Here is a 21,753-nt window from a genome sequence, read left to right on the forward strand (position 1 = left end):
AATTACAATAGAGTAAAGGTGGTGGGTAAATGGAGCTATTAATCGTAAGGCATGGTCAGTCTGTTGCAGACCTTGAAAACCGACATGAAGGAAGGGCTAACTTTCCGTTAACAAGCTTAGGAGAAGAGCAGGCAAATCAAGTTGCAACATGGATTGATGATCATTATGAAATTGATCACATTATATCAAGCCCATTAAGACGCGCTAATACAACAGCGAATTACATTGCAGGTAAAGTCGGTGGAATTGTTAAACAAGATGACGCTTTAATGGAGTGGAACAACGGGAAGCTTCAAGGGATGCTCAAGACTGAAGCGGTGGATCAATTCCCATTACCGCAAGAAGGACGTAAACGACATGATGATTATTATGAATGCGAGTCGATGATTAATTTTAGAGCGCGTATAGAAACATTTTGGTCGAAATTATTAGAAGTTGAAGCAGAGCGTATATGTATTGTGGCGCATGGTGGAACGATTAATATGCTTTATCAAAGCTTTATGAATCTCCCGATGGATACGAATGTTACCTTGCATACTGGTGATACAGGTGTTCATCTGTGGCAAGTCAAAGGTGGAAAGCGCATAATCAAATATGCTAACTTACAAATTCATTTAGGCTAGGTACGTCATAGAGGAAACTTATATAACTCTTGAATAACTTGTTATGTTAACAAATTGACAGGTTCATCAACATATGGCTATAATGTAGATAAATAAACAATACATGTTACATGTATAAAATGAATAGTATTAACTAAAACTAAAAAAGATGGAATGCTGTTACATTCCATCTTAGTAGCAGCTCTCCGCCTCGCAAGGTAAGAGTTGTTACCGTCTGTGGTGTTAATTTTTTGTCTTACTACCTTGCTCGCTACAGCAAGGTAGTTTATTTTTGACTGTGTTTATCATGAAGATAAACGGAAAGACAAAAATATGAGCATCTAATAACGTCATGAATCCTATAGATCCTAGGATTACCCATAACATTTTATGGCTCATAGGCTCACCCCCTTTCTCACCTATAGATAGACGAGATAAAAGAGGTAAAACGTCACAGAAATATGTCCTGTGACTTGCTTTTACAACCCAGCCATTGAAACAAGAGTATACTTAAATGTTAGTTTCTTCTTCTTTATAGTCCAGCTGCTTCTCTAACTTCGCCAACAATTTTGAAAAGAAACATTATACTTATAAAACCTATTAATGTTAACAAATTGACAGGTTCATCAACATATGGCTATAATGTAGATAAATAAACAATACATGTTACATGTATAAAATGAATAGTATTAACTAAAACTAAAAAAGATGGAATGCTGTCACATTCCATCTTAGTAGCAGCTCTCCGCCTCACAAGGTAAGGGTTGTTACCAGCTCAGTTGCTAAACTTTTTTCTTACTACCTTGCTCGCTACAGCAAGGTAGTTTATTTTTGCCTGTGTTTATCATGAAGATAAACGGAAAGACAAAAATATGAGCATCTAATAACGTCATGAATCCTATAGATCCTAGGATTACCCATAACATTTTATGGCTCATAGGCTCACCCCCTTTCTCACCTATAGATAGACGAGATAAAAGAGGTAAAACCCTTACCTTGCTTAACGAATTACTGCTTGTCTCAATTATACATGAACCTCCAATTTTTATGAAGTTGTATCGAACGTACATTTGTGTTTTGCAAATAAAAAGTCACAGAAATATGTCCTGTGACTTGCTTTTACAACCCAGCCATTGAAACAAGAGTATGCTTAAATGTTAGTTTCTTCTTCTTTATAGTCCAGCTGCTGCTTCTCTAACTCCGCCACACGCCTCTCAAGGTCGTTTTCACTTTTCTTACTTGAAAAGGCTAAAAAGGCGCTAACCAGTAGACCTAATCCAAGACCAATAAACATGCCAGCACCAGATTCACCAAAAATCATTCCAATCCCCATGCCTAACAATAGACCACCAGGGATTATTAATTGTCTCGAAGCCATAATAACCCTCCATAATTAAACCGTATATTTAATACTATTACGACAAAGTTTGGACAATTCCTTTAAAAAAGTTAATGAAGCGACTAAAGAGGAGTGTAAAGGTCAGAAGGAGAAATAAACAAGTGAACTGTTTATAGAAGAACCTAGAGGCTTTGATGCATGATAAGTAGAAATCCATATATCTCACTGAATTGAGGTGGTTTTTTGAGTAGGATTGAAGCTGTAGCTTTATTTACTATGTTTAGTTTTTTAATATGGCTGTATGTGTCTGCTAATCACTCTACTATTGATGACTGGTGGACGGTAAAATCAATTAGAGAAATCACGTTAGAGAACGAAGATATTACGATCATTTCACCCCCGAATTTTACGATTTCACCTATAAAGGTGTTAAGCGGCTTGGTGATTTTTATCATATTAGGGATCATGCTTTCACTTTTGGTTATGAAAAGAAGGCGCCTGAATAGAGATGTAAAATAAGAAGACTCAGAGCTATTAACCCTGAGCTTTCATCTTAATTAATGCGAGGTTGGTAGCGGATGTGACTTCCAACCTACTATTCAATGGCGTCTTTTGGAATTTCCCAAATCGCCTGGCCTGTTGTAAATGGATTCTCAAATATGAATTCATAAAAGTCAGCATCTTCAACGTCAAATACAATTTCGCCTTTCATCGAGCGCCCTGCACCGAGTGAACCATCTAGACTTCCGCGCCCATCAACCATCAATGTCTGATCCTGAGAATAACCATCACTAGTGAAAAGTGACATATTTAACATAGTAGACATGGATTCTTCTTCATCTCCAGTGTTTTCAACTTCAAGTTCAACCGCTAAGAATAAATCGTTATCTTCTTCAATAAACTCGTTATCACTTTCGATTTGACGAGTACCTAGTAAAGTGATTTTTAAATCATCAAATTGAACAGTATCACCAATTGATACTTCTTCCTCTTCATTACCCTCTTCTTCTGTACTTCCATCTTCTTCACTAGCATCTTCGTTATCAGCTTCTTCTTGATCAGCCTCTTCTTGACCATTTCCATTATCTTCTTGCGTTTCCTCTGATGCTTCAACATCCTCATCAACAGACTCCACGCTAGACTCGTCACAAGCCACTAAAAACAAAGATACAACAAACAACAAAACAACAGATAAAATTAGCTTTTTCATAATTTAACCCCTCCCAAATTTGATTACAAATATATTATAGGAAATGGGGTGGGTAGAAAAGTACCCAGTCAAATGTTTGTTGGTTGAGCTCTGAAAAAAACTAAGACATTACTGATTTCGATCCATTCTACGTTCAAAATAAGTATGCATTTTATAGTCACATATTTCTCTTGTCATCTTAAATAATATCTGCTCATCTTTCCCGTCAATATCAATATTAAATTGAAACATGGCATCATCAAAAGTAGCTAAGTTATCATTGCCTGTAGTCCATTTTGTCATTGGCATTTTAGCAATTAGATTAGATACCTTTCTCTCATCATACTCCCAAAGTTTTTGGTTTGCTTTATCAGAGAAATCGATATGTTTTCTATAATTCTTTTCCATATAGAAATTATGAAAGTAAGGCGCTACTTCTTTAGGGGTGATAGGGTTTGTCCATTCTTCAGATCCTTTCTCTAATAGGTATTGTAAGATCACCATTTTATAAGACTTAGACATTGTCTCTTTTTCAACTTTTGAGAGCCAATGAAAGTGTTTGTTGAAAACTTCTTCTTCGTGACTAGATAATTCATCAAATTCTTTTAGAAAAGCAAAATAGCCACCGAATTTTGTTTTGTATAATTTTGATTCCATTGTCGCACTTAAGTGCGCCTCTTTATAAGATGGGCGCCTTCCTAACTGCTTTTTAGTGTCTAAATAATCGAGATATATCTTCTCTTTTAAAGGACTAGCTTTTCTTTTTAACTCTTCAATTAGATTGATAACTTCTGTTTCTAGGTTGAATGAACAACTTGTTGGCACGACTGGTTCAATTGAGAGTTGACTAGTCTTGCCAGGTTGTTTGGAATCATTAAACATCATGAGTTTAGTCTCTGCGTTTCGATAGTTACCTATAAGGTCTATAATGACACAATAGTCCTTGTTAGCCAAAGTTCTTAGCCCACGTCCAACTTGTTGGGTGAATACGACTAACGATTCAGTTGGTCGTGCAAATAATAAAGTATCGACAGAAGGAATATCGACACCTTCATTGAATAGATCAACTGTAAATATAATTTCAACTTCAAGTCGTTCTAATTGACCTATTACTTCTTTACGTACGTCTTTGTTGGATTGTCCTGTTAATGAAATAGCTTCAACACCTTGTTTTTTAAAGTATTGTGCAAGAAATTCTGCCTGTTTTATTGTCGAACAAAAACCGATTGTTCTTGTTTGACGTTTATTTAACCATTCTTGATAAATGTAAGAAGCTCTATCCTCTTGCAATTGCTCAATAGTTAGCTGTTCTTTGTCATACTGCGTTCCTAACCATCGAATCTCACTATAATCAATATCATCAAGAACTCCATAGTATTGAAAAGGTGAGAGCCAACCATGGCGAATGGCATCAATGAAGCTAATTTCACAGGCAAGATTGCCGTCGCATAAAGCTAATACATCTTGCCCGTCCGTTCTTTCTGGAGTAGCTGTTAACCCTAGTAGGAACTCAGGTTTAAAATAATTAATGACTCTTGTGTAAGTGTTGGCTGCTGCATGATGGAATTCATCAACTATAATTAGATCAAACTCGTTTGGATCAAAGCTTTCTAATCTCTCTTGTATTGATAGAGTCTGTACAGATGCGAATATAATATCTTTATCTTTTTCTTTTGAAGTTCCATTATATATTCCACCTGGTTTTTCTAAGACATGCTCAAAAGATTGTCGTGCTTGGTTAAGAATTTCTTCGCGATGAGCTATAAAAAGAACTCTAGAGTATTGTTTAGAGAAGAATGCAGCAAGGTACGTTTTTCCTAAACCTGTTGCTAGTGCAACGACTGCTTTATTATACCCTTCATCAACCGTTTCAGATAATGAATCAAGTGCAATTTTTTGAGCAGGTCTTGGTTCTGGAATTTTTTCTCTATACCTTGACTCAACTTCTCTTGTTGTTGTTTCAAGTTGGCTGACTTCATCTACTGTAGGGAGAGTAAGTTCTATTTCTTCTTGTTTAGTCCATTTAGTATTTAAGTTAGGGTATTGGGCATGAAACTGCTCATGGGTTAATCCATACTCCTTAATAGTTTCATGGTTGATTTCTATTGTTTGATTACTATAAAACATTTCAATAAATTTATTTAACGCCTCATGAAAAACTGTAGTAGAATGGCTTCTCTCCATTCGAAGGTTCCACTCAACACCAGAGGTAAAAGCTGAGCGTGAAAGGTTTGAAGATCCAACTACTAAAGCACCTTGCTCTTTATGTTTAAATAAATAAGTTTTAGGGTGAAAAGAATGGCCTGAGCTTTGCCATAGGCGTAACTCGAAATTCTCGTATTCACTTAATTCTAGCAATTTAATTAAGGCTTTTGGTTGTGTGATGTATAGGTAATCTCCTGTTAATATTTTAACGTCTGCACCTTGGTTTAGAGCTTCCCTTAGATCATCAAGGATTAATTTTACTCCAGACTCCATAATAAATGAACTTAGTAAATAAATCGTTGTAGAGTTTTGAATATCAGATCTAATGTGTTGATATAAATTTTGAGTATACAGAGAAACGTTAGACATTAGTCCTCAACCTCTTTTAAGAATATTTTTTCAGCGAATCCACCACGATTTTCTACTTTTTCTTGTCTGATGTTTTCTATTTGGTCAAACGTTGAACCGTGAACCTGTGCCAAGGCATGAATGAGCTCTAAAATATCTGCTAATTCTCCCAATGCTTGATCAACATGGCTAGCCTCGAAGTACTCGTCTGCTTCTTCGCTTAATTTCTTCTGTAATTCTTTTATGTAATCTTCTTGCGTCAGTGTTTCAGTGGTGAAGTTTTTTCCAGAAGCTGCAATTATTTCAGGGATTTTGTCACGGACAAGCTTATTATAAGTTGGCATAATTACCCTCCTCAAACTGTTAATATAATTGTAAACAATTTATATAACTTCATCAATTCACCATATTCCTACAACATCATCCTTTCTCCCCATTTTGGTAAAATCCCCCTTTATATAAGCATAAAAAGCCGAATATATGGGTAAGAAAAGGTTATGGCATAAAATGAAATAGTAAGGAGTGCTTTAGATGAAGCTTTTAATGACGTTAGTGTTAAGTTTAATGTTAGTTATAGCGGCATGTGGGACAGCAGATGAGCCTGATGAGGATTTAGGCATGGGTGATCCTGCACCGGAAGATCAAGAGGAAGATATGGAAGCGGGCGAGGACCCTGATGAGTCTTTGGATCGTGATGAGGAAGAAGGTACAGGAATAGAAGATCAAGATGATGAACTTCATGAGGAGTCAGAAGAGATGGAAGAAGAAGCTGAAGAAGGCCGTAATTATGGAATTAGAGAATTTGAGCTAGAGATAGAATTTGAAAATGGTGGCGAGTGGAGCTTCGAATATGAAATAAAAGGGGATGGAGATAAGGAAGCAGAAGTGGAGATTGATAATGGTCAGGAATCTGATCGTGATGGAAATCAAGCGGAAGAAGAAATTGAAAATATGTTTGAGGCTGTACAGTTTGCCCCTAACATGTCTAAAGAAGAAGTGTTCCAACGTATCTATGACCACCTTGAGATTATGGAAGGTGAAGTAGATGAGATTGAATTGGATATTGAATTTGAAGATGGCGAGACACTTCAAGTAGAAGAGGATTATTAAGATGTTTAAGGCGCCTAACTATAAGGTTAGGCGCCTTGATAATGTTACCAATCTTCCTTCTCTTTCACTTTTCGCTTACGAAGACCTTCATTCTTCAATGAAATGTAGATGGCATACATGAGTAGGACCATTAAGAAAGTAAAAGGAAATGCGGTGATGGTTGCTGTTGCCTGTAGCCCTTCTAAGCCACCGCTTAATAATAAAACGGTTGCAATCGATGAAATTAGTAATCCCCAAATGATCAAGGTAGAGCTATTTGGGTTAAGATCTCCTTTTGATGAGAATACACCAAGAACATAAGTAGCAGAGTTAGCTGATGTAATAAAGAAAATCGTAATCAATATTAAAGCGCCAATGCTTAGTAGTAAGCTTCCTGGTAATTGTTCGAGGACAAGAAACATACCAACTTCTGGTGTTTCAGCTGTCGACTCTGCAATGTCTAGGTCATTATTAAGTTCTAAGTGTAGGCCAGTTCCGCCAAAGGTGACAAACCAAAGAATGGTGATTAAAGTAGGAACAAAGAGCACACCTATTATGAACTCTTGTAATGAACGCCCTTTAGACACTCGGGCTATAAAGGTACCAACAAAAGGACTCCATGATATGACCCATGCCCAGTAAAATAATGTCCATTCTCCCATCCATTCATTGTCTGTATAAGGTGTTGTCATAAAGCTTAATTCAGGAAGGCTTGTGGTGTATTGTCCAATGGCATTAACCACATGTTCTGATATGAAGATTGTCGGCCCAAGTACAAGGCCAGCTACAAGTAAGATGCCTGCAAGCCCTAGGTTCGATATACTTAAATAACGCATTCCAGAGTCTAAGCCGGTTACAGCAGAAAGTAAGAAAATGAATGTCACAGTGGCGATAATCATCAAGTAAACCATGTTGCCACTTTCAATTCCAAACACTTCAGACAGTCCACTACCAACTTGTAGTGTGCTCATACCAAATGATGTCGCAATTCCAATCGTTGTTGCGATAATAACGATAATATCAATAGTCTTACCAGGCCAACGATAGATTTGATCCCCAATGACATTGTAAAAAGCTGAGCTAATTAAGCCTGGGAGATTTTTACGGAATTTCGCAAAAGCTAGGGCTAAGGCAACAATGGCATAGATGCTCCACGGGTGAACTCCCCAGTGAAAGATTCCATAAAGTAAACCATAATTAGCTGCTTCCTGACTGCCTGGTTCAATTCCATCTGGTGGATCATGGAAGTGAGATAAAGGCTCACCTACACCCCAAAACACGAGTCCAACCCCCATACCAGCTGCAAACAGCATTCCAAGCCATGTGAAATATGTATACTCAGGCTTTTCACCTTTAAGACCTAACTTCATATGTCGATACGGTCCAAATCCTAAAAATAAACAATAACCTACAAATAATGCTGTAGCTAGCACATAAAACCAACCGAATTGCTCAATCATCATCGTCATCATAGCTTCCATTGTGGATGTCATCCCCTCTGGAGCGGCAACACCCCAAACGACAACAGCTAACACAACAATTGCTGAGACGATAAAAACACTGTAATGATTCAATTTTTCACTCCACTTCATTGGCCTCTTCCTTTCAAACGACTCTACTTATATATTTCACAAAGTTTTATTACAAAAACATCTTTTTGGAAAAGGGATTAATTTCTATCAAATATTAAATGGAAAATTTATTTTAAAATAGAAGGAAAAGGTGTGGTGGTAAAAACTTTTAGGAGGGTTGGTATGATCCGTATAGTTGTCCTATTAACAACTACAGTTTATTAGTGTCTTGTGACAGAGAGGATTATATAGGTTCGTTAAAAATCTACTTACAAACCTTGTTCAATAATCTAAAATTGACAATTTTTAGATTATTGTGTAATATTTACATAAAGATGGTTCATCACTATAAGTTGTGGTGAACATTGAAAAAAATAGTTTCAGTACTTTTTGTCACAGGTTTTATGCTTTTTTTGGTAGTACTGGCGTATTGGCAAGTGATGATGAAGTCAAGGAGGAGAAGGAGAAGCAGAAGTTTATAGTGGTGTAGAATCTTATTTAACGCCTTCAAACCTAAGCGGAGAAGCATATACTTACTATACATTTAGAGTAAGTACAAATGTTGGTGGAATTACTAATTTTCGATTTGATCCAGGAGATGGTTCGGGAGTAAGAAGTGGAAATGGTACAGGATCAAGAAACTTTTCACATGCATTCAGCACAAACTCTTTGGAAACAAATACAACCTCAGGACAAGCGGTTAGTGCCGACTATGGTCCCGGAGCAGTTTTTTACGGTAAAGCAACGATAAGCTATTAATAATGGTGGTGGAAGACCATGAATTTGCACAGAAATCGTATCTTATTTATAGTAGCCAGCGTACTAATGATTATCATTAGTACGCTGGCTTACAGCTTTTCGATCATGAAACAAGCGAATGAGGAAGTGACTCAAAATATTACAGATTTCTCAAGAGGTAGTTATGATATTCTGGTTCGTCCTGAAGATGCTCGAACGGAATTGGAACGTCAACTAAATCTTGTGGAGGAAAATTATTTAGGAGTTGGACAAGGTGGTATCAGTTTAGAAGAATGGTCCGATATTAAAAATCATGCGGATGTGGAAATTGCTGCCCCCGTCGCCTCTATTGGTCTGTTTACGGCCCTTGACAGAACATGGATGATGGAAAAGGATCCTGTTGACCCCATTTATTATGAAGTGGAATACAGTACTTCGGACGGGTATCACGAGTATACCGCTCAAGAGAAGACGTTTATGTATGATTTTGGTGAGCCCCAGCTCAGGTTTGGTTCAAGTTTTGACGTAAGCAGCGCTTATTTTGGAGAGGATATTGCGACTTTTAATTTTCCTGTTTCATATCATCAAGTTGTTGCTGTTGACCCGGTGGAAGAAGGGGAATTAATTGGACAAGATTTTTCTCCTCTAGAAGAAAAGGCATTTGATCCTACCACTGGTTATTCTGAGGGAGAAGAAGGATATGCATCCATCATGACACTGTCTGATGTTTCTGTTCCTGTGGAAATGCGAGTAACTGTTGATACATTAGAACCATTGACCGATGCGGATTTGACGGAAATATACGATCATTCTGTTGAAGGGAATCCAATGTTAACAATGGCAGAGTTCCCTGAAGAATATGCTAGATTAGTTGAGGAGTATCTATCGCCCAAAAGACTACATAATCCTAAGACGTTAGAACTGCATCCAAGTGACAATCATTTTCCTTTTTCTGAAGGTGTATTATATGTAACGGAAGACGGGAATTTATCTATTGGTGATCCAGATGATATTCCTAATTATGGTCAAGTATCCCATTATACTGCTCAACGAATAAAATTTAACCTGGAGCCTGTAGACTATAATATACGGGAAGATGGATCATTGGCAGTGGAACAAGTAGGGGTAGATGATTATTATCAAGCACCGATTTATCGAGAAATGCATGAAGAAGCAATTTACGAGGTAGATGAAGAAAATAGACCACTGAACGATAATGAATTTTTTGCATTTGTGGAAAATGGCACCTACTCGATTACAGAGTATGAAAATCAATTAGCCTCTTCCCCTTTAGGGATTTATGGTGGCGAAACCCCTTACCTAAAAAGTGATGAATCCGTTACCTTGCATCCATCTGCTATTGCAGGTAGCTATATAACAACACCTGCACATGGATTAATTTCACTGGAATGGGCTGAAAGGGTGAAAGGAGAAGAACCAATTGATGCAATTCGTGTCAGAGTATCGGGAATTGATGGATATGACCAAGCTGCGGCAGAATTGATTGAGTCGCTTGCCAATGAGTGGGAAGCGCAGGGTTATACTGTAGATATTGTTGCTGGAGCATCTTTAACCGAAATGACTGTCGATGTAGAGGGCATTGGTCAAGTGATTCAGCCTTTTACAACGCTAGGTGCTGCCGATCAAATTCTGCATAGCTGGAATGCTTTGCAATTATTAATCACGATTCTTTTCTTTTTCGTTGCATTTACATTTATCCTGTTTACTTTTCATCAAATGCTTAAAGCAAGACAGAAGGATGAAGCTTTATTAGCACAACTTGGCTGGTCAGCTAATCATATCCGTAAATTGCAATTAAAAGAATGGTCGAGACTGCTTTTGATTCCCATTGTGATTGCATTACTTATAAGCAGTTTTATTGATATTAGATCAGGAAATAACACAATGTTGATCTACAGTGTTATTCTCAGTATATTAGTGTTGATAAGCTATGTAATTGCGTTACGATTAGTTAAGAAGAAAAACAGTCAAGTTGTATTACTTGGGAAAAGTATACTGACTCAAAATATCTTTTTCTATTATCCGCTGATTCTTGCTGCATGTATACAGATCTTTATCATTACGTTGATGACTTGCTTTCTGCCATTTTTCCTTCTGCAATTCATTGGAAATGTTACGGAAACAAGGCTTGGTGTGTATGTACATGGCAATATTGAAGGAATATTTCTAGTGATGGTATTTCTCTTATATATAGTGGGGATGATCACTGTTATTCAATCGTTGTCCAATTTGTGGAGAGTGCGAAAGAAGGAAATTTCTTTATTTAATACCATTGGCTGGAGTAAAAAGAAAATAAAACAATATTTTTTGAAAGAAGTTTTGATTTGGGGAAGTATAGCGACTGGTTTAGGTTGTGTGATCAGTCTTATTGCTCTAGCATTCGTAGTAGAATTATCTTTCCATGTTATTGTAGGAAGTATTGTTTCGATACTGCTTATTTTAGGACTTACTTTACTATTTGCAAACCAATCTATGAATTGGTTCTTTTTTAGAGGGGTAGATGACCATGCTTATCAAGATTAAAAATGTAACAAAATCCTATCAAATAAATAAGGAAAATGTGCACGTGTTAAAAGGGATTGATTTTGAAGTTGCATCAGGTGATTGGCTGACGATCACTGGACCGTCCGGCTCAGGAAAGACAACGCTATTGAAAGTCTTATCTGGCATTGAACAACCTGATGAAGGGTCTATTATGATTGGTGATTTTCATATTTCTGAAGGGGAAGAAGAGGAAAAAAGAAATTTCCGAAGAAGCAATATAGGCTATATATTTCAAGATTTTAAGTTATTTGAGCAGTTTAACTTATTATTAAATGTGATGATACCTTTATTGCCGTATGAGAAGAAGGAACAGATTGAGAAAAATGCAAAGGAAATTCTGGGCAAAGTAAATCTTTCACATCGAGAGAAGCATCAGCCGGCTTTGGTATCAGGTGGAGAAAAACAACGAACAGCGATTGCAAGATCCTTAATCAATCGGCCTAACATATTGCTTTGTGATGAACCAACGGGAAATTTAGATGTAGAAAGCAGAAATCATGTTATGTCTATACTCAAAGACCTTCAAAAAGAAGGGATCACAATTATTCTTGTAACCCATGATACAGAGTTAAGCACTTACGGAGACCATTTGTTTGAAATGCGAGACGGACTGTTAACAAGAAAGCAATACTCTTAATATTTGAAGCGGAACGTTAAAGTAATCACTTCTTAGCTCGTTTGAGGTGATTACTTTTTATTGTGTGCTAAGCATGGCAACGATCTATGGGGTGAATGTTCACTGCTAAGTACACATCAACCAACCGCTAGAGAAACACAAGGTAAAGCCTAAGGGAAGTGTGTATCAAACACGCGTCGTATACGGCTTAATGCTAAGAAAAATCTTTTGATAAATCGGACTTTGAACCAAAGTAAAAATAAACGTGAAGACAAAGACAGGCCCACCTAAAACTAATCCAATTAAAAGCACACACGACTCAACGTAAATACGAATCCTTTGAATCGATTTACCGGTTAAATCAGCGATTGAAAGCATGAAGCCATCACGAGGGCCAAGCCCTATTTGTGCAGCAGAATAGGTTCCGCCTCCAACGCCCATCGCGACGATCGCTAACAGCATAATAGCGATATCCTCAACTAACGAACTTCCAACAGGGAACCATTGTAAGTATAGAAATAGATCCACAAATACACCGACTAAAAAGGCGTTAAGGAATGTCCCGACGTTGATGTATTGGCGTCTTGTGAAAAATGTAAAAATCATAATAATGAGGCCAATGATGATTGTCCACGTTCCAACCGTTAACCCTATTAAGTCAAAAAGAGCAAGGCTTAATACATCCCAAGGGTGAATCCCAAGGTATTGCACTTGAATGGCAAGTGATATGCCGTATGCAAATATAACTAAACCGGTGAAGAAGATGATCAATTGTTTATAAATCATATGGAACATCCCTTTTTGCTTTTTATAAATAAATTATATTGTAACACGGAATACTGACTGGTGATATATGGAATTTAGTATGCTAAAATAGTAAGTAGAACAAGTCGAATGGAGTGTTTGGATGGCAGTCGTGACAGTTGATTTTGATGGTACGTTGTATCAAGGTAACTCATTTAAAGTGATGTTTCAAGTTGCTAATAAAGAGTATGGTGTAAAAGAGTGGGCTGTAGTTAGCGCTGGGTTAGTTAAGAGTGTGTTCGTCGGAATTTTTAAAGGGAAAGAGGCGTTTAAGCACCAGTTTTTCCATGGTTTTGTGAAGTCGTTTAAAGGAAAGACGCAAGAAGATTTAGCGTCGTTTTTTGATGAGTTAGCTCGTGGAGATCTAGAGAAAGTCAATCGTGAGTTAGTGGACAAGATTAAGCGTCACCAAGCAGACGGTGATGACATTGTTATCTTATCAGGTGCATTAATGCCTTTTTTAAACGCGTTTGTTCGTGAAGTCGGGTTAGAAAACGTCTCGACGATTGGTACGCAACTTGTTTTCGATGATGAAGGTGTTTGTGTTGGTAAGATGGGACGTATAGTAAACGGAGATGAAAAAGTTAATCAACTGCGTGCTTGGCTTAGGAGGAATGAGAAGGATGAGCAATCTGAAACGCTTTATGCCTATGCTGATAGCGAATCAGACGCGCCGTTATTAGATCTCGTTGATTACCCAATCGTCGTGAATCCTGATGAAAATATGGCGAAGTTAGCGACGCAAAAAAGCTGGCCGGTATTTTAAAGGAGTTCAAATAGTGGACTCTTTTTTCATTTAGGATAGGTTAACCGTTTTAGTATGTTTGAAAATGTCGATATTTTTGGAAAGAAAAGTAAAAGAAAACCCTTCATTTTTTAGTTGTTATGCAATATATTGGATTTATGGGAACTCAAAATTCATTTAAAACAATTCAACGTCAATCATTAAGAGAACAAGTTTATCATCAACTTAAAACAGCTATTATTCGATTGGATTTAGAACCCGGTCAAAAGGTAAAGGATCAAGAATTGGCAGAGAAATTCCAAGTTAGTCGAACACCTGTAAGAGAAGCTTTAAGACGTTTAGAAGATGAGGGATTAGTAGTTACAAGCCCAGGATCATTTACCCGCGTAGCTGAAATTCACGAAGAGGAGGTGAAACAAGCAACTCTTGTGGTTGCCACGTTACACGCACTAGCAGCTCGTGAAGCGTGTTATTACTTGCGAGAGCAAGATTTATTAGAGTTACGTCAGATTAATCATAGGCTAGAATTTAGCCTTAGAGAAAATGATTTAATCAGTGCTGTTGAGTGTGATGATCAATTCCACAATGTTTTCTTGGAACAATCTCGTAATGATGAAATTATTAGAGCTCTAGAACCTGTTGAGCCCAAAATTCGCCGTTTAGAATTTGCGAAGTTTAATTCAGTTGAAGGTATTTACTCAGTGAGTGATCATGAACTAATAATAGAAGCTAGCAATCACCAAAATTTAAACAAAGTATCAGACCTCGTTAAACAAAATTGGATGAGTTTGTTTGAGTTGTTAACTCAAAAATAGGAGGTTTGTAAAAGATGAGTGTGACAGAAAGAAGCAAGGAAGTGCATGATATCAATGTTTTGGAGTGGGCAAAGAATACGATTGATAATGTGCCGTCTCAACGTCTTGTTATTGATGAAGTATTAAATTCAGTAAGGAGAAATGAAATTTGGCGTGGTAAAGAGTGTTTGAACTTATTAGCGCCTGAAGCGCCTACTAGTCCGATAGTTCGTGACTTATTATCATCTGAAGTCGGTACGAGAGCAGCTGAAGGGAATATAGGAAGGTTAGAACGTTGGTTTGCTGGTACACAATATATTGATGAAATTGAAGCACTTTGTATGGAGTTACTAAAAAAAGCATTTGGAGTAAACTATGCTGATCATAGATTAGTTGCTAGCATGGTAGGGAATATGACAGTTTATTCTGCGTTAGCTGAACCTGGTGATCATATTATGAGTCTTACTCAACCATTTGGTGGGCACTCTAGTAACCGTTATGATGGGCCTGCTGGTGTTCGTGGACTCAATATTCATGATATACCAATGGATGATAAGAACTTGACAGTAGATTTGGCCGCCTTTGAAAAAGTTGCTCGTGAGGTTAAACCGAAGTTAGTCTCACTAGGCGCTTCGATGACTTTATTCCCATTGCCAGTTAAAGAGATTTCAGAGATTGTAAACCAATGGGGAGGAAAAGTTTTCTTTGATGGAGCTCATCAATTAGGGTTAATTGGGGCTGGTTTGTTTCAAGACCCTCTTAAGGAAGGTGCTGACATTGTAACAGGTTCTGCTGGAAAAACATTTAGTGGTCCACAAAGTGGAATTATTTTATGGAATGACCCAGAATTAACTGAGCCGGTAACAGAATCAATCTTTCCTACTCTTGCAGCTACTCATCAAGTGAATCGTGTAGCGGCATTAGCAATAGCAGCAGCAGAATTTTTAGCTTTTGGTGAAGAGTACATGACTCAAATTGTAAAAAATGCAAAGGCATTAGCTCAAGCTCTTGAAAATGAAGGTGTTTCGGTTATGGGTGGGCATAAAGGTTATACAGAGACTCATCAAGTAATTGCAGATGTCAGTAGTTTTGGTGGCGGCTATGATGTAGCCAACAAATTAGCTGAGGCTAATATAATAGTCAATAAAAACCTGATTCCAAAAGACAGACCGGAAGATTGGGATAAACCAAGTGGCTTAAGGATTGGAACAACAGAAGTAACCCGTTTAGGGATGAAGGAAAAGGAAATGGCGGATATTGCTAAGTTAATCGCCGATGTGATTAAAGGTGAACAACCAACTAATAAAGTTCAAAGGAAAGTTGTAAATATGAGGTACTCTTTTCAAAGATTATATTATTGTTATTCGTTATAATAAATATAGTCTAAATATAAAATAAATAGGCGTTAAAATTAAGTTGTAAGTAAGAAACAGACTGATTTGAAATGATCTCAACCTGCTACTTAAAAGGTTTTTCCTAAGAGAGGAAAACCTTTTGTAGGTGTAATAAATCTCATGCTATTTGCATATTTCATGATATTATGGCTAGTTTAGTAAGTAAGACACTAGAAATTATGAATCTCTTTGTAGTTTGGATTTAGTGGAGGAAGTTTATGAGTATTTATAGATGGATTATTGGTAGTTTACTAGCTATATTGTTAAGTTTCGTTGTGTTTTTTGGTGTCGTTATTTATTTAGATCAGACAGAATCTAACGATGTTGAAGCTGAAGAAGATGAAGAGACGTTGGAAGTTGAGCAAAATGTTGGCAGAGAAGAAGAAATAGAAGACGAGGTTGAAGGAGAAGGAGAAGCCCCAGATGTGGAGCTTAATCCATTTGGCGATTCAGTTAGTCAATCAGAGCTCACTTACGCCCAAGTACGTGACTATATTCATAAAATGTCTCACCAAAAAGTTGAAGCAAGTGTAAAAAGGGGTTTCTATCTAATAACTGATGAGCGGATTGAATGGTTAATTCAAGGGATTGAGCGTTCACAAGATGAATTAGGTGAAGATGCAGGGGTCTATCTTGATATTTTGACGCGCTTTAAAGAAGGCGACTTTTCAAGAGCGGATGAAGACCATAACACGATTTGGAGAATGCAAAATGGAGAGATCGGCAAGGCAACTGGGGTCTTAAGTGAAGAGGAAGAACAAGCTTATATAGAAGCGCATATAGAAGAAGATGAAGCAGCTTACGATGACTATCGCAGTATGCATTTGGAATAAAGTGGTTAACCTCAAATGAAATCGCCTGATTATTTTAGAATCAGGCGATTTTTTTAATAATCAGGCGAACGCCTAATTAATTAAGCGTTCGCCCGATTCCGCTCCTGCTCTTTAGCCCCCGAACCACACCCCACACACAAAATGAAAAAAATATTTCATTTTACTTGAAATAACCTGCATTATGAAATAAAATCATCATATAGATAATTATATGAAATAAATATTTCACAAAAGGTGTGTGGAAAATGAGTGCACATGTTATTAGAGAAATGAATTTTGAAGATAAGGTAAGTGGGTCAGCGAGGGCTTATGAGCAAGCCAAATCAGTGATTCCAGGTGGGGTGACGGCTAATATTAAACACTTCGCACCTCATCCAATTGTTATGGACCGAGCATCTGGAAGTCAGTTAATAGACATTGATGGTAACGAGTATATTGATTATTTATTATGTTATGGTGCCTTAATTTTAGGGCATGGTCATCCAAGGGTGAAAGAAGCGGTTTATAAACAAATGGAGCAGTGTGGTTCTTTTGTATTTGGTGCGCCGCATAATTTAGAGTATCAAATGGCGCAAAAGTTAGTCGACTTGTTTCCAGGTATGGATCAGATTCGCTTTACAAACTCTGGTTTAGAGGCGACTTTGCTTAGTATTCGTTTGGCTGAGGCTTACACAGGAAAGCATAAAGTGGCTAAATTCGAGGGTCATTACCACGGTGGATATGATCAAATGTTAGTCAGTATTAATCCGGACCTTAATGGTGCTGGTGAACCAACAAGTCCGAATTCAGTAGCGGAGTCTAGTGGTATGTCTGATTATTACCTAGAACATACAGTCGTTTTACCTTTTAATGACCTAGAAGCTACTGAGAAAATTTTAAGAGCAAAGCAAGATGAAATCTCTGCTGTTATTTTAGAGCCTGTTCAAGGTGGGTTTATTTCGGCTGATGAATCATTCATAAAAGGATTAAGGCAGATTACTTCTGAATTAGGGATTATATTAATCTTTGATGAAGTGAAAACTGGTTTTCGCTTAACGGTTGGTGGTGCTCAGTCGTTATATGGTGTTGAACCTGACCTAACAGCATTAGGTAAGGTGTTAGGTGGTGGTTTCCCTGTTGGAGCGTTAGGTGGTAAGATTGAAATAATGGATCTTATGTCACCTGAAAAGGGTCAGGATATTTTAACATCTGGCGGTAATCAACAAGCGACAGATCGTGCATTGTTTCATAGTGGGACCTATAATGGTCATCCAACAGTATTGGCAGCAGGACTTGCAACGATTGAAGTATTAGAGGATCCGCTTACGATGAAAGGATTGCTTCAACAAACAGAGCTTTTAAGAAACGAGTTAGAAAATCTATATCACCGCCATTCAATTACGATGCAAACCATTGGCATGGGGAGTATTTTTAATATAGTATTTACAGATGAAAAAGTGAAAAACTATCGCGATTTAAGTAAAGCTGATTTAGATTTCCGTAAAAGGATAGACTATGAACTGTTGGATTTAGGCATTTATACGAAACCTGGTAATCGTTATTCGATCAGTACCGTTCATAGTGAAGCAGACATTAAAGCTACTATTGACGCACATCAACAAGCAATTAAGCGACTGAAATAGATTGATAGGGATGGTGTTTATATGGCAGATTTATATCAGGTGATTACTGATAAACTTCCAAATATGAGTAAATCTCAACGTGAAATAGCAAGGTATGTGTTAGGTCATATGAACTCTGTTCCTTTCTTAAAAGTTGGCGAGCTGGCAAAACAAGTAGGAGTTGGCGAAGCGACGGTGTATCGTTTCGCCACTTATTTAGGTTACAGTGGGTACCCTGAGTTTCAAAAGGCATTACAAGAAGCGATGAAAAAACAGCTAACGACTGTGGAGCAATTAAAGCTTTCTGAGGATATTTATGATGAAGAAGACCAAGCCACGTTAGATATGTTTGAAGAAGATGTTGAAAGAATTAGAGAAATGACACAACAGTTAAGTATGGCAGATTTTAATCAAGCTGTTGATTTAATCGTGAATGCGAAACGTATATTCATTGTAGCTAATCGGAGTGCTGTGTCCCTTGGGTCTTTCTTGGAGTTTTATTTTGATGTCATGTTAGAGAACGCAGAGTTAATTCGCAATCCACATGGTGTTTCTGAGAAGTTATTCCGGATTGATGAAGATGATGTCGTCATTGGTTTAAGTTTTGCTCGATATACCAAAAATACAGTCGAAGCGCTATCCTTTGCTAAAGATCGCGGAACGAAAGTCGTTGCAATTACAGACAATAAATTATCCCCCCTCGTTCCATATGCGGATATATCTTTGACTGCTAGAAGTGACATGTCATCATTGATTGATTCATTTGTTGCGCCACTCAGTTTAATAAATGCACTAATAACAGCAGTGGGGCGGCGTAAACGTAAAGAGATTGAGCAGCATTTAGAAGAGTTAGAAGGCGTTTGGGATCGTTTTAATATTTTTAGTGATGAGTCAGGTCATAAATGAGGAATTTAATCAATATTTCCGAGGAAATGTCGAAATGAACAACCCCGCAAACATTTTAAGTTTGCGGGGTTGTTCGGTTAAACACTATATATTTAGGAGAAGTTGCTCACTTATTGATTAACCCATTCATCGACAGTGTCACGGTTTTCTTCAATCCATTCTGCTGCCGACTCTTCAAAGCTAACATCGTTTTGCTCGTAGTCATACATCATGTCTTCTAAATCATCAACATCAATGCTCCATTGAGATAAGATGTTATATGCTTCTTCATATTCTGGTTGGTCTTCAATTCCTTGGTAAGATAGCACATAAACATTGTCATACTGGAAATGACCTTGTGTATCTTCTAAGAACTTAAGGTCGTGTTGTGAGAACATGGAATGTGGTCTCCAACCAGTGATGATGAATGGTTCTTCATCTGAAATCTTGTTGTTTAAGACACCTAACATAGCAGCTTCACTAGTTGGCGTAACTTCATAACCATCAAAATTATAGTTTTCATCTTCATATACGTCATACGTTAATTCAACAATTCCAGCACCTTCACCGATTGTGACAATCTCACCATCGAATTCGTCAGCGCGTCCTTCTAAGTCTTCGATTGTATCAGCATCAACATATTCTGGAACTACCCAACCTAATGGAACTTCTTCATAACTTGTTGCGACTTGTTGTAATGAGTCTTCATAGTCATCCCATAATGCCGCTTCTGTATAGGGTAGCCATGCATCCATAAAGAAATGGATCTCCTCACTTTCTAAACCTTCCCAAATAACAGGCTGGTCTAGTAATGTAATTTCAACATCATAGCCAACTTCTTCTAAAATTTGCTTAGCAATTTCTGTTGGTGCTTCTGTACTTGTCCAAGATGTTTGACCGAAAACGATCTCACCTTTTTCCTCTGTTTCCTCTGCACCTTCATCTCCATTACCGTCAGTATCACCACAAGCTTGAAGTACTAACATTGTAATCATTGCTGTTACTGCAATAAACTTCTTCATGTTTATCAAAAACTCCCTTTCTGTTAATAAGATTAAGTGATTGTCTAGTGATTTAACTAAGTGATTGTTTTATTTATCTAGAACTAACTTTCATCTGAAGCGGTTAGATGACTATAATGAATTAACAATTTTATTATATTGTTCTTCCATAGTGTCTTTAGTGAACTGCATAGAATCAGCACGATCAGCTTCAAAGAAGTGGTGTGATTGTCCATTTAATTTATTAATAAGCTGATCTGACTTGTAAATCTTCATATTATAAACCCAATTCGTCATCGTTAAGATCGCTGACTGGTGGGCCCCTTCATTACTAGCTGTACACATATCATGAATTAAATTAACTTGATAATCTCTAAAATACGCATCGAAAATAGAAGTCATCATGCAACCATCTGTGACAACACCGCCGATATAAAGGTGTTTAACACCTAGACTTCTTAGGGTTAAGTCTAGACTTGTTTCGTAAAATGCACTCCAGCGGTATTTATCGATGACGATTTCATCTTCTTTCGGTTTAATCTCATCGAATATCTCGATTTGGTCCGAATTAGCATTGTAATAATAAGGTGTCCCATCATCATTTAATGGCTCACCTTTAGATAAGCCGATCGTATCGGCACGGTTTATTTGTCTTGTATAAATAATAGGTATATTAGACGCTCGAAAAGCTGGTAGTAGCTTCTCTGTATTTTTGATTACTTCTTCCATGTTTTTTAAGCCAAAGTTTGATTCTTTCTGTAAGTCTATTAAAACTAAGGCTGAATCGCTTGTCCTCATAACAAATCTCCTTTATGTCTTTTTCTTAGGTAGATGTTCAAAAATATCCCCTGATTCCATTGAATTAGCTACACGCATAAGCCAATCTAAATACTGTTTTGATTCTTGAATCAGTTCTAGGTCACGATTCGCGATTCGCAGTGCTTCATCATCTTCTGAACTATTAGCTATTTCAGTAATGGTTGGTTCGGTTTGTTCAATTGCTTTGTTAATTAAATTACGTTCAAGCCGTAACGTTTTAACAAAGAAGTTAATGAAGTTTCTTAAGAAGTCTTTCTCAGCTATGAAATGGTCTTTTCGTTCACCTTTCTTCCAAACTTTAGTCACCATTTCAGTTTCCATTAACTCTCGAATTCCATTACTGACACTGCCTTTACTCATGGCGACTTGATCTTTTATTTCATCTAAAGTCATAGGTTCAAAAGAGAAATAAAGTACACCATAAATACGCCCAACAGAAGGTGTCACCCCATATACAGTCATGGACTGAGCAATCGCACTGATCATGACGTCCTCAGACTCATGTAATTGCGCCAAGTCTTCATTCATTTGTTAAATCCACCTTTCAAAAAGGTAATCAATTTATTTAATTTATATTATACATTTTAAACATATTATTATTTTTGTCAAGGGGGT

The 21,753-nt window shown here is 37.2% G+C and carries 20 protein-coding genes; 11 read left to right on the forward strand and 9 right to left on the reverse strand.

Features of this window, described 5'->3' with window-relative positions; translation table 11 throughout:
• Positions 1-29: 29 nt before the first annotated feature.
• Entirely contained in the window at positions 30-623 is a 594-nt protein-coding gene (locus ABDZ63_RS11510) for a histidine phosphatase family protein (protein WP_343783666.1), read from the forward strand.
• Between the two features lie 1,129 nt (positions 624-1,752).
• Here ABDZ63_RS11510 and ABDZ63_RS11515 read toward each other — a convergent pair.
• Positions 1,753-1,980: a hypothetical protein gene (locus ABDZ63_RS11515; protein WP_343783667.1), complete on the reverse strand. Its 228-nt coding sequence runs from the start codon at positions 1,978-1,980 to the stop codon at positions 1,753-1,755.
• A 204-nt stretch (positions 1,981-2,184) separates the two neighbouring features.
• Here ABDZ63_RS11515 and ABDZ63_RS11520 point away from each other — a divergent pair, with 204 nt between their 5' ends.
• The gene (locus tag ABDZ63_RS11520) at positions 2,185-2,460 is read left to right on the forward strand and encodes a hypothetical protein (RefSeq protein ID WP_343783668.1); all 276 of its coding nucleotides are present in this window, start codon (positions 2,185-2,187) and stop codon (positions 2,458-2,460) included.
• A gap of 76 nt (positions 2,461-2,536) precedes the next feature.
• Here the strand turns inward: ABDZ63_RS11520 and ABDZ63_RS11525 are convergent, their stop codons facing one another.
• The 3 genes from ABDZ63_RS11525 to ABDZ63_RS11535 form a co-directional block, all read right to left on the reverse strand.
• Positions 2,537-3,151 carry a DUF4352 domain-containing protein gene (locus ABDZ63_RS11525; RefSeq protein WP_343783669.1) on the reverse strand — a complete coding sequence of 205 codons (615 nt, stop codon included), beginning with the start codon at positions 3,149-3,151 and terminating at the stop codon, positions 2,537-2,539.
• A 108-nt stretch (positions 3,152-3,259) separates the two neighbouring features.
• Positions 3,260-5,704 (reverse strand): DEAD/DEAH box helicase family protein, encoded by a 2,445-nt coding sequence (locus tag ABDZ63_RS11530; RefSeq protein ID WP_343783670.1) that lies wholly within the window; start codon positions 5,702-5,704, stop codon positions 3,260-3,262.
• Positions 5,704-6,027 (reverse strand): pyrophosphohydrolase domain-containing protein, encoded by a 324-nt coding sequence (locus ABDZ63_RS11535; protein ID WP_343783671.1) that lies wholly within the window; start codon positions 6,025-6,027, stop codon positions 5,704-5,706. The genes ABDZ63_RS11530 and ABDZ63_RS11535 overlap by 1 nt, the downstream gene beginning before the upstream one ends.
• Positions 6,028-6,214: 187 nt before the next feature.
• Between ABDZ63_RS11535 and ABDZ63_RS11540 the strand changes: the two genes are divergently transcribed.
• The gene (locus tag ABDZ63_RS11540; protein ID WP_343783672.1) at positions 6,215-6,793 is read left to right on the forward strand and encodes a YusW family protein; all 579 of its coding nucleotides are present in this window, start codon (positions 6,215-6,217) and stop codon (positions 6,791-6,793) included.
• A 44-nt stretch (positions 6,794-6,837) separates the two neighbouring features.
• Here ABDZ63_RS11540 and ABDZ63_RS11545 read toward each other — a convergent pair whose 3' ends face one another.
• Complete coding sequence (locus tag ABDZ63_RS11545) at positions 6,838-8,364, reverse strand: BCCT family transporter (RefSeq protein WP_343783673.1); 1,527 nt, start codon at positions 8,362-8,364, stop codon at positions 6,838-6,840.
• A 756-nt stretch (positions 8,365-9,120) separates the two neighbouring features.
• On the opposite strand from ABDZ63_RS11545, the gene ABDZ63_RS11550 reads away from it, so the two are divergent.
• Positions 9,121-11,625, forward strand: coding sequence for an FtsX-like permease family protein (locus ABDZ63_RS11550; protein ID WP_343783674.1), 2,505 nt, complete (start codon positions 9,121-9,123; stop codon positions 11,623-11,625).
• Positions 11,609-12,283 (forward strand): ABC transporter ATP-binding protein, encoded by a 675-nt coding sequence (locus ABDZ63_RS11555; protein WP_343783675.1) that lies wholly within the window; start codon positions 11,609-11,611, stop codon positions 12,281-12,283. Before ABDZ63_RS11550 ends, ABDZ63_RS11555 begins: the two co-directional genes overlap by 17 nt.
• Before the next feature lie 165 nt (positions 12,284-12,448).
• On the opposite strand, the gene ABDZ63_RS11560 is transcribed toward ABDZ63_RS11555, so the two are convergent.
• Entirely contained in the window at positions 12,449-13,048 is a 600-nt protein-coding gene (locus ABDZ63_RS11560) for a YczE/YyaS/YitT family protein (protein WP_343783676.1), read from the reverse strand.
• Positions 13,049-13,169: 121 nt separating this feature from the next.
• Between ABDZ63_RS11560 and ABDZ63_RS11565 the strand changes: the two genes are divergently transcribed.
• From ABDZ63_RS11565 to ABDZ63_RS11590, 6 genes are all read left to right on the forward strand, one after another.
• Positions 13,170-13,832 carry an HAD family hydrolase gene (locus ABDZ63_RS11565; protein WP_343783677.1) on the forward strand — a complete coding sequence of 221 codons (663 nt, stop codon included), beginning with the start codon at positions 13,170-13,172 and terminating at the stop codon, positions 13,830-13,832.
• 137 nt (positions 13,833-13,969) lie between these two features.
• On the forward strand, positions 13,970-14,626 hold the full coding sequence (locus ABDZ63_RS11570) for a GntR family transcriptional regulator (RefSeq protein ID WP_343783678.1): 657 nt from the start codon (positions 13,970-13,972) through the stop codon (positions 14,624-14,626).
• A 14-nt stretch (positions 14,627-14,640) separates the two neighbouring features.
• Positions 14,641-15,978, forward strand: a complete 1,338-nt coding sequence (locus ABDZ63_RS11575; protein WP_343783679.1) for a serine hydroxymethyltransferase — start codon at positions 14,641-14,643, stop codon at positions 15,976-15,978.
• A 239-nt stretch (positions 15,979-16,217) separates the two neighbouring features.
• Positions 16,218-16,832, forward strand: a complete 615-nt coding sequence (locus tag ABDZ63_RS11580; RefSeq protein ID WP_343783680.1) for a DUF6241 domain-containing protein — start codon at positions 16,218-16,220, stop codon at positions 16,830-16,832.
• A 245-nt stretch (positions 16,833-17,077) separates the two neighbouring features.
• Positions 17,078-18,454 (forward strand): aspartate aminotransferase family protein, encoded by a 1,377-nt coding sequence (locus ABDZ63_RS11585; RefSeq protein ID WP_343783681.1) that lies wholly within the window; start codon positions 17,078-17,080, stop codon positions 18,452-18,454.
• A gap of 21 nt (positions 18,455-18,475) precedes the next feature.
• Entirely contained in the window at positions 18,476-19,339 is an 864-nt protein-coding gene (locus ABDZ63_RS11590; protein WP_343783682.1) for a MurR/RpiR family transcriptional regulator, read from the forward strand.
• A gap of 110 nt (positions 19,340-19,449) precedes the next feature.
• On the opposite strand, the gene ABDZ63_RS11595 is transcribed toward ABDZ63_RS11590, so the two are convergent.
• The 3 genes from ABDZ63_RS11595 to ABDZ63_RS11605 form a co-directional block, all read right to left on the reverse strand.
• On the reverse strand, positions 19,450-20,340 hold the full coding sequence (locus ABDZ63_RS11595) for a glycine betaine ABC transporter substrate-binding protein (RefSeq protein ID WP_343783683.1): 891 nt from the start codon (positions 20,338-20,340) through the stop codon (positions 19,450-19,452).
• A gap of 111 nt (positions 20,341-20,451) precedes the next feature.
• Entirely contained in the window at positions 20,452-21,117 is a 666-nt protein-coding gene (locus ABDZ63_RS11600; protein WP_343783684.1) for a cysteine hydrolase family protein, read from the reverse strand.
• A gap of 12 nt (positions 21,118-21,129) precedes the next feature.
• Positions 21,130-21,666, reverse strand: a complete 537-nt coding sequence (locus ABDZ63_RS11605) for a GbsR/MarR family transcriptional regulator (RefSeq protein ID WP_343783686.1) — start codon at positions 21,664-21,666, stop codon at positions 21,130-21,132.
• Positions 21,667-21,753 lie beyond the last annotated feature (87 nt).

The sequence above is a fragment of the Alkalibacillus silvisoli genome (assembly GCF_039521975.1).
Classification (GTDB): Bacteria; Bacillota; Bacilli; order Bacillales; family Alkalibacillaceae; genus Alkalibacillus; species Alkalibacillus silvisoli.